This window comes from Psychromonas sp. (assembly GCF_983033635.1).
The window spans coordinates 1-9647 of sequence record NZ_CEZLMY010000132.1; the positions used below are offsets into that span (position 1 = coordinate 1).

Consider the following 9647-nt stretch of genomic DNA (forward strand, 5'->3'; position numbering starts at 1 on the left):
TTAGATAAAAAGTGCGCAAAATTCAGTTGCCCGCAACAAGTATCGCTATACTTATCAGCATGAAGGATAAACAGCATGCCCGCATCACTCGTACGTTATGCTTTCGTTTTTACGAAGAGCTAAATGACTTCTTGCCTGAAGAACTGCGCAATATCATTTTCCCCTGGCAATTCACCGGAACCCCGTCAATTAAAGACTCCATTGAAGCTATAGGTGTGCCGCATACCGAAGTCGACCTAATCTTCGTCAACGGGAAATCGGTTGATTTCGATTACCTTGTATATGGTGGTGAGCATATCTGTGTTTATCCGTTATTTGCATCACTCGACATTAAGCCGATAGTTCACCTTGGGGCTAAACCGTTACGGGAAAGTAAATTTGTTGTGGATGTAAATTTGGGAAAGTTAGCGTCAAAGCTGCGTCTGCTCGGTTTTGATACTTTATATAGAAATGACTTCCCTGATAGCGAAATTGTTGAACTCTCTTTGCGTGAACAACGCATTATTTTGACTCGCGATAAAGGTATTTTAAAATACACGGCGGCAACGCATGGCTATTGGGTTCGCGATGATAATCCCAAAAGGCAATTAAAAGAGGTGCTTCACCGTTTTCAACTGCACAACTGTTTTCGCCCGTTGACACGTTGTTCAGATTGCAATGCGCAACTGCAGCATATTGATAAGGCGCTTATCAAGGAGCGTTTACCTGATGACACATTTCAATATTATAACGATTTTATGCTCTGCAGCGGCTGTAAAAAAATCTATTGGCAAGGTTCCCATTATCAGCGCATTTGTAAATATATTGACGAATTAAAAACAGATTAAGTTTGCAGGGCTTATTTGCCGATCGGCAGTTATATCATTAATCCGCAAAACTAATTGATCTGTTTTTATATTTTCAAGCGCGCTTTTAACCGCGCAATGCAAGAGGCAAGGCTGAAGCCTCACTTCCAAAATAGATCTCAATATTAAGCGGATTGCTATTAATGAGAGCAGGCTGTTCCGAAAAGGTTTTCAACTGCATGTATTAAAAATGATATTTAACGCAGAAATACACGGAAATAGCTGCACTGTATCGATTTGCTTATCTCGAGTTGAGGTTATTTATCAGATGGCGTTAAAAAGCATCTGCTTTCACCGGAAAATGATGAAAACAGATGTTTTACCCCTAAAAATAGCTAATTTATAGAGAGCCGGAGATGACCTGTATAAATAGGGCTAAAATTTAAATTTGCCACTTTTTGCCTGTTCTTTCCCAGAATCTGGGTGCACCAATATTTGTGCCACGAATATTACCGTGTGACATTTTGGCGACCAGATTGCTATATTCCTGATGACTTAGTTTAAGCAAATTTGTATGATCTCCCGACTCAATATAAATCGATTCGGCAGATAATAAACTCTCATCGACTAACATGGTCATGTTATAAGGAGTGCCTATTGCCGGGATCGCTCCTTGAGAACAGTCCGGAAATAAATCCCGCAATTTATGTTCATTGACCAAATGATAATTCTTACCTGTAAGCTCGTTAACATCGGTTAATGAGAGACGACTGTTTGCAGGCAGAGATGCCATCAGATAATCACCATCTTCACTTTGTAATACAACAGCTTTAGCGACGTTTTCTGCAGGTAGGTGAGCCGAGCGAGATGAGTCTAATAATGTTAAGGCCCGGCGATGTTTAATTGTGTCATAGTGGATATCTTTATTCGCAAAATATTCTTTCAGTGTGATTGCAATAGCCATATATACCTCCTAAAAAACACTAAAGAACAAGTTTGAGTATAGCATAAACCCCGTATTGCCAAGGAAATAACAGCTAATGCTATAGCTAAAGTTAAAGGCGATTTAAATGATCACCTTTAACTGCTAATATCTGATTGTTAATTCAAATATTTCGTTTGATCTCATCGAGTTGCTCTTTATTAATTTCTCCTTTTGCATAGCGCTTTTTGGCTATTTCAAGTGCGGACTCTGTTGACGTTTTATCTCCCCGCGAACTTTGAATTAGCCATACAACAACTAATACCATCAGAATCCAAAAAAATATCATAGGTAACCCCATTCCTATTCCAATTTCATGCCAGCCAAACATATTGCCTCCTAAATGCATGATTTACATTATTCACATTATTTACTCAGCGCTTTCTGGTTGCTGTTGCGTAAAATTGTAACGACAAGGTGTTTGATTTGTGAATCGGTGCATTAATCCAGGATTGTTGTACTGTTCAGCCATCGTTTGTCGCCTCAATTGTGAATTGTTGTGCATTGCTGAGCGATTAAAATGCTGCGGCATGTGAATTTGATTATTCATTCCTCCATACATTGCGTTATTCTGATGCCACTGATTGAAATTACCAGCTCGTTGCCCATGCGCGATAGCGACAATCGGTAGTGATAAAGCAATAATCAGTGCAACCATTATAGTGTTAGTTTTCATGGCTTATCCCTCCTCTATTATTTATACCTTAATTAAAGCAAAAAGAGGCGGGGAATGTGTGTCTGGAATCTTTTATTTTCTTTCAAAGTATGTCAGTTTCTTAAGCTGACATACTTTGAAACACTTGAAAATTGAGATTGGTGTATAGTGAAGTTATAGAGCATATTTATGAGTAAAACAGATGCAATCAGCTAATAGAATTTTAGTCGTCGATGATCATGCGGATATTCGTAATTTACTGCAACGTTTTCTGACACAACATGGATATAACGTACACACAGTTGCTGACGGCAAACAGATGGAAACGTTTCTTGCGCACTATGCAAGCGATCTCATCGTGCTTGATTTAATGCTGCCCGGTAAAGATGGCCTGACTTTATGCCGTGAACTGCGTGCCACATCCAATGTGCCCGTGATCATGCTGACCGCGCTGGGTGAGGAATTAGATAAAATTATCGGTTTAGAATTAGGTGCCGATGATTATTTAGCCAAACCATTTAATCCAAGAGAGCTGTTAGCGCGAATCAAGGCGGTTTTACGCAGGCACTATTCCATACCATCCGTTGCTTCCGGTATCTGCGACGGTAATTCGCCAGTAAAGTATACTTTTGCAGCCTGGACATTTGACATTGCCACTCGAGAACTGCTTAGCCCGGATAAATGCTTAGTCTCACTGACATCAACAGAGTTTTCACTTTTACAGGCATTTGTCAGTCACCCGCATGTTGTACTCAGCCGAGAGGAGTTATTAAACTTAGTCAAGGGGCGGGGAGGCGATGTTTATGACCGTTCCATCGATACATTAATCAGCCGTTTACGCAGAAAAATTGAACCTGATCCTAAAAAACCGCGTTTTATTAAAACAATCTGGGGTGGAGGTTATCAATTTAGTTGTGAGGTTGAAAATGGCTAGCTGGTTTAAAAGCAGAAGTTTACTGCTGCAGATTAGTTTAATTATGCTGTTGGGATTCAGCATAGGAACATGGCTGTCCGTGCAGTTAGTGACCGATGAACGCGAGCAAAATATCAATCGAATTTCCAGTTCAGTCACAATAAACCGGGTGATTGCTCTTTTAGAAATACTCGCAAGTGTTCCTGACAAACTGCACAATAATATTGTTAAGGCCAGCCAAGGTTCAGATCTGCAGCTGTCTATTGATTCTTTTCCTATGACTCAAGCCAACGAATCAGTGAAGCTTTCTAACGCGCTGCTTTTAAAGTTTTCCAAAGTGCAAGCTGCAAATATCCGCCTTAAAGCAATTCAAAGTGAAGAAAACAGTGCAAAGATTAACAGTATGCATCCAATGAGGGGGCGGCACTCCGGGAAACGCCAGCAAGCGATGCACAAGCAATATATTGGCTATCTGCCGACGCTTGCCGGCTCTGTACAACTTAGTTCTGGTAATTGGTTGAATTTCACCTCTTCTATTGAAGAAAAATCAACCCAGTGGTCATGGTCGTTGCTTTTATCTTTGTTAAGCATTGCAATATTAACCACGTTTTTAATGCTATGGACAATAAAACACTCACTAACACCTGTGAAAGAGCTTGCCAATGCGGCTAGGCGAATGGGGACTCATCGAGATTTCACTCCACTGCAACTTGATGCGCCAAGTGATATCCAGCCAACCATTCAAGCATTTAATAAAATGCAGTTACAAATTCAGGAATACCTAGAAGACCGCACTAAAATGGTGGCAGCTATTTCTCATGATTTACGTACGCCCATTACAAGCTTGCGACTGCAGTTAGAGTTTATTGAAGAAAGTGAAGATAAAGCGCAAATGCTTAATACACTGCTTAATATGGAAAAGATGATCGGGGCAACGCTTGCGTTTGCGCGGGATCATGCTGAACTTGAAGCGCTGAAAAAAGTTAATCTGGACAGTTTAATTCAGACAATTATTGATGATTATCATGATCGCAATATTAGAAATATAAAATATGATCAGGACAGCGCGATAACTGGCAAGGTTCCTCCGATCAACCTACGACGTATGATAGAAAATCTAGTTAATAACAGTCTTCAATATGCGGATGATAATAAGCCTGTTTGTATTTCCATATTAAGCAGACAGTCTGATAATAAACTGACCATTCAAGTGATCGATAACGGCCCCGGGATTGAGGAGAGCAAGCTGCAGGAAGTGCTAAAGCCATTTGTTCGCTTAGATCGAGCGCGAGATACTAACTTATCCAATGTAGGCTTGGGTTTATCAATTACCCATTCCTTAATCCAGGCATATGGCGGTCAGTTAACTTTGAAAAATATAAGCGGGGGCGGTTTGTGTGCCGAGTTAATGTTTCCATCTGCCGCAGATATGAAACCTTAAAATACACTGCAGCATGATATTAGCTTATCTATAGAACGGCTTACAACTATGCTGGTACAAACACATTTTTGTAGTGGTGCAGTAAACTTGCTCACACTTCTTTAGGAGTATCAGTAATACCAATCCGCAAAACTAATTGATCTGTTTTTGTATTTGGAAGTGCGGTTTTAACCGCGCAATATCACAGGCGCGACTGAAGTCGCACTTCCCCAAATAGATCACAATATTAAGCGGATTGGTATAAAAGCTTTCTAAGCGCTATCTGTATATAGCGGCTTAAAATAATCTAGCCACTACGCATAATGCGGATAAACTGGCTGATACATCTGCTGGTGAATATCCGCGAGAATATCATCAGGCCGCTCACGATTTGTCAGCCCCTGTTGATAAACAACATCAGCGACTGCAGCGGCAATAAGTGTTGAGACTTCGCGTATTTTAGACAGGGCAGGGTAGACCCTTCCTAACTTCAAATCGTCTTCAGTCACCAGATCGGCAAGTGTTTGCGCCGCGATTAAAAACATCTCATCAGTGACCCGTTGCGCCTTACTGGCAACAATTCCCAGACCAACACCGGGAAAAATATAGACATTATTACCTTGCCCGGAAACAAAGGTATGATTTTCTATCTGCACTGGATCGAAGGGGCTTCCGCTGGCAAACACTGCCATACCATTACTGCTGCGATAACATTGCTGTGCAGTGCATTCTGCCTTTGAAGTGGGATTGGATAACGCAAAAATAATCGGCTGTGTATTTATCTCGAGCATTGCTTTTATGACCAGCTCGGAAAAAGCCCCGGCCTGCCCGGACGCTCCAATAATTGCAGTTGGTTTTATCTGCCTAATTGCCTGAAGAAAATCAGTTGTACTACTCGCTTTATGCGCATAAGGCTGTTTTTGCTGCGCTATATTTTCTCGTTCACTGGTAAGTAATCCTTTTGTATCGAAATACCAACAGCACTGTTTTGCTTTTTCTATCGCCATACCTTTGGCGACCATAGCCGCGACCACTGTATTACCGATACCGATAGCTGCCTGACCTGCACCAAAAAATAAAATCCGCTGCTCCTCAAATACGCCGCCGGTAATGCGCAATGCGCTCAGTAAGCCGGCCAAGCCTACGGCACCCGTTCCCTGAATATCATCATCAAACAAACAGCTTTGCTCTCGATAAACTTGCAGCAGCCTGAAGGCGTTTAGATTACCAAAATCTTCCAATTGAATCAGTACGTCAGGAAATTGCTTCTCGGCAGCGGTAATAAACTCTTCAATTAATTGATCATATTTATTACTACGTTCCCGGCGGCGTTCCAAACCGATATAAAGCGGATCATTGAGCAGCGTTTCATTATTTGTACCGACGTCAATCGTAATCGGCAGGCATTGTGTGGGGTGAATTCCCGCACAAGCAGTATACAAAGAGAGTTTTCCAATTGGAATCCCCATACCATCGGCGCCCTGATCGCCCAGGCCCAAAATTCTTTCTCCATCGGTAACGACAATAACTTGAGCCTGTTTGTGAGGCCAGTTTTTTAAAATTTCTGCTATGCGGCCACGATCATTAAGCGAAATAAACAAGCCTCTGGGGCGCCGGAATATATGTCCGAATTCCTGACAAGCCTTACCGACTGTCGGTGTATAGATCAGCGGCATCAGCTCTTCGATATTGCTCATCAAAACACGATAAAACAGAGATTCATTGCGATCCTGAAGTGCAATTAAAAAAAGATATTTTTCCAGATCTGTAACCTTGCTGCGAATATTGCCGAGCACCCGCAACTCCTGCTCTGCAATGGTATGGATACGGGGAGGAAGCAAACCTCGCAATCCCAGCAGATCACGCTCTGCATCGGTAAACGCAGTTCCTTTATTGCGAACCGGATCATGTAACACCTTAACACCGCGAGATAATTTATCATCAGCTAACTCAGACATAGCAAATCCCTTCCTGTTTTTATCGCCCTGTGCGGCGATAGTATCCGCAAAATTGCGGATGAACGAATACACTTCGTTCAGTAAATGTGTTTTATGAGCCGTTAAATTTTTCCTGTCCCGAAAGCAAACAACACAGCCCGAGTACATAATTGCATCATAGTAGAGAATGCGCATTTTTCTAATCAAATAACAGAAGTTGCGCTGGAGCTCAGCTTTATAGAGATAAAGCGACCTTGTATATCTTTGTGGTGAGTGTTCACCATCCGTCTCGACTGCACTCACTTTCAATATAACTTAACGCTATCTATCCACAGAACAGTCATATTCCACATAAAACATGTGTGTGTGTTTGTTTGTTTGTTTTTTGATTAAAAAACAGCCGGAAAGCTAGTCTTTATACAGCTCTTTGATGGGTTTTTTACCTCTTGGCACAATAGTTTGGATGGGGAGCTTTACAGTCTCCCAGTTTGTTTTGTAGGTGATTGATATTTGATTAAATTGGCTATGGCAAGCTTATGTCAAGTAGTTGTGATAATGATAAAAATGAGATCAGAAACATACAATGAACGTTATTTGTGAGTCATGAAACATTGATATAAATAGTTGCCTAACGTAATCTTTTTAATCGATTCTGGGCCTCATGCTCACATAACTATAAAAAGAATATGACTATGATATCATTAGCTTGCGATGTGATTGCTGAACAATTTGACTCTCCAGCATATCAACTACTCGAAAAAATTGGCGAAGGCGGTTTTGGCCGTGTTTATCGTGCAAAACAGAATAATACCGGGCAAATCGTTGCCATTAAATTTTTATCGGTTAGCCCTGAATTTGATGATGCGAAAAGAGTACGTTATATCGAACGCTTTGAGCGTGAAACCTTATTAGGCAGCCGTCTGCAACACCCTAATATTGTACGTTTATTAGATAAAGGCAGTTGTGAAGATCTGCTTTATGCGGTTTTTGAGTATGTTGACGGTAAGACATTAAAACAAACATTGGCTGAATCGGGGACTTTATCAGCTGTTGAAACCGCTGAAGTTATGACACAAGTCTTAGATGCTTTAGCCCATGCGCACCAGCAGGGGGTTATCCATCGTGATATAAAACCCGCCAATATTATGCTTAGTAAAAGTGGCGCTAAAACGCATGCTAAGGTATTAGATTTTGGGATCGGTACCTTAGTTAATGAAGCGCGTCTGCAGGATTACAAAAGTATCACGCTGACCCAGGAAACCTTAGGAACTCCCTCTTACAGTGCGCCGGAGCAACTTAGAGGCGAGCCACCAACATTAAAAACCGATCTTTATGTTTGGGGGCTGGTATTTATTGAATGTCTCACCGGACAGCCAGCAATGTCGGGCAGCAGCCTGGCATCGGTGTTCCATAAACAACTCAGTCAGTCGAATGTACCGCTACCGGCCACTATTGTTGGTCATCCAATCGCAGCATTGCTGCGACGTGTACTGCAGAAGAAAGCCCATGAGCGTAGCGTTAATGCGCAAGAGTTATATAAAGAGCTTGCGCAGATTAACTTTTCCAATCTTGTTGGAGATATCGCCGCTGCACAAGAGCACAAAAATCATCATGATATCACTGTGTTAAATAGCGACTTTGATGAGACCATTATTCATGATAAAGCTGCATATCACACAGGATTGACCGAGCGTAAACAGATAACAGCGCTGAGTATTAACTTAAGCGCGCATGCAGTTTCAGATGAAATTATCGACTATGAAGTCGTCGATACACTGCTTCGCGATCAGAAAAATCAATGTCTGGATACGGCAATCCGTTATGGCGCCTATCATGTAGGCACACTTGCAGACAGCTTACTGTTCTATTTTGGTTATCCTGCGGTGAGTGATAATGACAGTCGACTGTGCGCCCGCACCGCATTGGATATCATCAGTAGTTTAAATAAACGCAATGCATTACTTAAAACCACTCAAGGAGTAGAGCTGGATGTTCGTATCGGTATTCATACCGGTTTTGTAACCTGTCATGCCGATGCGACACCGGAAGGCAATACTGCCAATATCGCCATGCAGCTTGCGCGTTTGGCATGCAAGGATAAGATACTCTGTTCAGATGTAAGCCAAAAAATGCTGCAGACATATATCGAATTTGAACCTGCACAGAGTCGAGTTTTGGGCGTTAACAGGACAGAAAGCGCACTGTACAACTTGACGGCAGAACGTTACGTTGAAGCCTTTGGTTTCCTGCGCGGCACACAAAGTAATCATGCCTTTATCGGGCGTGAACAGGAGCTTAAGCAGTTAATTCAACAGCTCAATAACAGCTCATCAGAAAGCGAAACGGCAGACAAACTGGCGCATGTTTATGGTGAAGCGGGAATCGGAAAATCCCGTCTGATCTTTGAGCTTAGAAATAGCGCCAGGCAGATGATTCATTACGTGGCGCAGTGTCTGCCTGAGCATCAAAACAACGCCTTATATCCTATTTTAAATGTTATTAAATACAAGTATTCATTAGATGCATTAGCCCCGGAGAGTGCGCTGCAGAAACTTCGTCATGAGATAGTGAAGTTAGAGCAGGTAAAAGAGCAGGATGCCGTTCCAGTGCTCTGCGCCTGGTTAGGTTTACCGCTTCCTGATGAGATACCTCCTACCGCGCTTAGTCCGGAACTGCAAAAACAGGTTTTATTTGAAACCTTAATCACACTGCTGGTTTGCAACGACACGCTAGGTACACAGCAAGCAAATCTGTTTATTTTCGAAGATATGCACTGGGCAGATCCAACCAGTATCGAGTTTATCGCCAGCTTGAGCTGTGATAAACGTTTTATTGCTGCAAACAATCTGTTTATCAGCAGTTCACGTCAGCCATTACCAGAGTCATTAAGCGATTCTGGATTTCAGTTGCTCAAGTTAGTTAAGTTGACTCAGGAAAATACCCGCGAGTTTGTGC

The 9647-nt window shown here is 42.0% G+C and carries 8 protein-coding genes; 4 read left to right on the forward strand and 4 right to left on the reverse strand.

The genetic code is table 11. The features are described from left to right. Positions 1–11: 11 nt before the first annotated feature. Positions 12–827 carry a Mut7-C RNAse domain-containing protein gene (locus AC4GME_RS14250; protein WP_490376164.1) on the forward strand — a complete coding sequence of 272 codons (816 nt, stop codon included), beginning with the start codon at positions 12–14 and terminating at the stop codon, positions 825–827. A gap of 400 nt (positions 828–1227) precedes the next feature. On the opposite strand, the gene AC4GME_RS14255 is transcribed toward AC4GME_RS14250, so the two are convergent. The 3 genes from AC4GME_RS14255 to AC4GME_RS14265 all read right to left on the reverse strand — a co-directional run bounded on the left by AC4GME_RS14255 (position 1228) and on the right by AC4GME_RS14265 (position 2443). Continuing rightward, positions 1228–1749, reverse strand: a complete 522-nt coding sequence (locus tag AC4GME_RS14255) for a YbaK/EbsC family protein (RefSeq protein ID WP_490376165.1) — start codon at positions 1747–1749, stop codon at positions 1228–1230. Positions 1750–1891: 142 nt separating this feature from the next. After that, positions 1892–2098: an SHOCT domain-containing protein gene (locus AC4GME_RS14260; RefSeq protein ID WP_490376166.1), complete on the reverse strand. Its 207-nt coding sequence runs from the start codon at positions 2096–2098 to the stop codon at positions 1892–1894. 39 nt (positions 2099–2137) lie between these two features. Next, positions 2138–2443, reverse strand: a complete 306-nt coding sequence (locus AC4GME_RS14265; protein WP_490376167.1) for a hypothetical protein — start codon at positions 2441–2443, stop codon at positions 2138–2140. Positions 2444–2624: 181 nt separating this feature from the next. On the opposite strand from AC4GME_RS14265, the gene AC4GME_RS14270 reads away from it, so the two are divergent. Both AC4GME_RS14270 and AC4GME_RS14275 read left to right on the forward strand, forming a co-directional pair. Continuing rightward, positions 2625–3356: a response regulator gene (locus tag AC4GME_RS14270; protein WP_490376168.1), complete on the forward strand. Its 732-nt coding sequence runs from the start codon at positions 2625–2627 to the stop codon at positions 3354–3356. Continuing rightward, a complete protein-coding gene (locus AC4GME_RS14275; protein ID WP_490379628.1) occupies positions 3349–4776 on the forward strand; it encodes a sensor histidine kinase in 1428 nt (475 codons plus the stop codon). Before AC4GME_RS14270 ends, AC4GME_RS14275 begins: the two co-directional genes overlap by 8 nt. A gap of 293 nt (positions 4777–5069) precedes the next feature. Here the strand turns inward: AC4GME_RS14275 and AC4GME_RS14280 are convergent, their stop codons facing one another. After that, a complete protein-coding gene (locus AC4GME_RS14280) occupies positions 5070–6713 on the reverse strand; it encodes an NAD-dependent malic enzyme (RefSeq protein ID WP_490376170.1) in 1644 nt (547 codons plus the stop codon). Between the two features lie 671 nt (positions 6714–7384). On the opposite strand from AC4GME_RS14280, the gene AC4GME_RS14285 reads away from it, so the two are divergent. Beyond that, a partial coding sequence (locus tag AC4GME_RS14285) for a protein kinase domain-containing protein (RefSeq protein ID WP_490379629.1) occupies positions 7385–9647 on the forward strand: 2263 nt, incomplete at its 3' end.

Coding starts and splice junctions, on each gene's coding strand:
- AC4GME_RS14280 (WP_490376170.1), bottom strand. CDS start 6,713: ATGTCTGAGTTAGCTGATGATAAATTATCTCGCGGTGTTAAGGTGTTA.
- AC4GME_RS14275 (WP_490379628.1), top strand. CDS start 3,349: ATGGCTAGCTGGTTTAAAAGCAGAAGTTTACTGCTGCAGATTAGTTTA.
- AC4GME_RS14265 (WP_490376167.1), bottom strand. CDS start 2,443: ATGAAAACTAACACTATAATGGTTGCACTGATTATTGCTTTATCACTA.
- AC4GME_RS14270 (WP_490376168.1), top strand. CDS start 2,625: ATGCAATCAGCTAATAGAATTTTAGTCGTCGATGATCATGCGGATATT.
- AC4GME_RS14255 (WP_490376165.1), bottom strand. CDS start 1,749: ATGGCTATTGCAATCACACTGAAAGAATATTTTGCGAATAAAGATATC.
- AC4GME_RS14260 (WP_490376166.1), bottom strand. CDS start 2,098: ATGTTTGGCTGGCATGAAATTGGAATAGGAATGGGGTTACCTATGATA.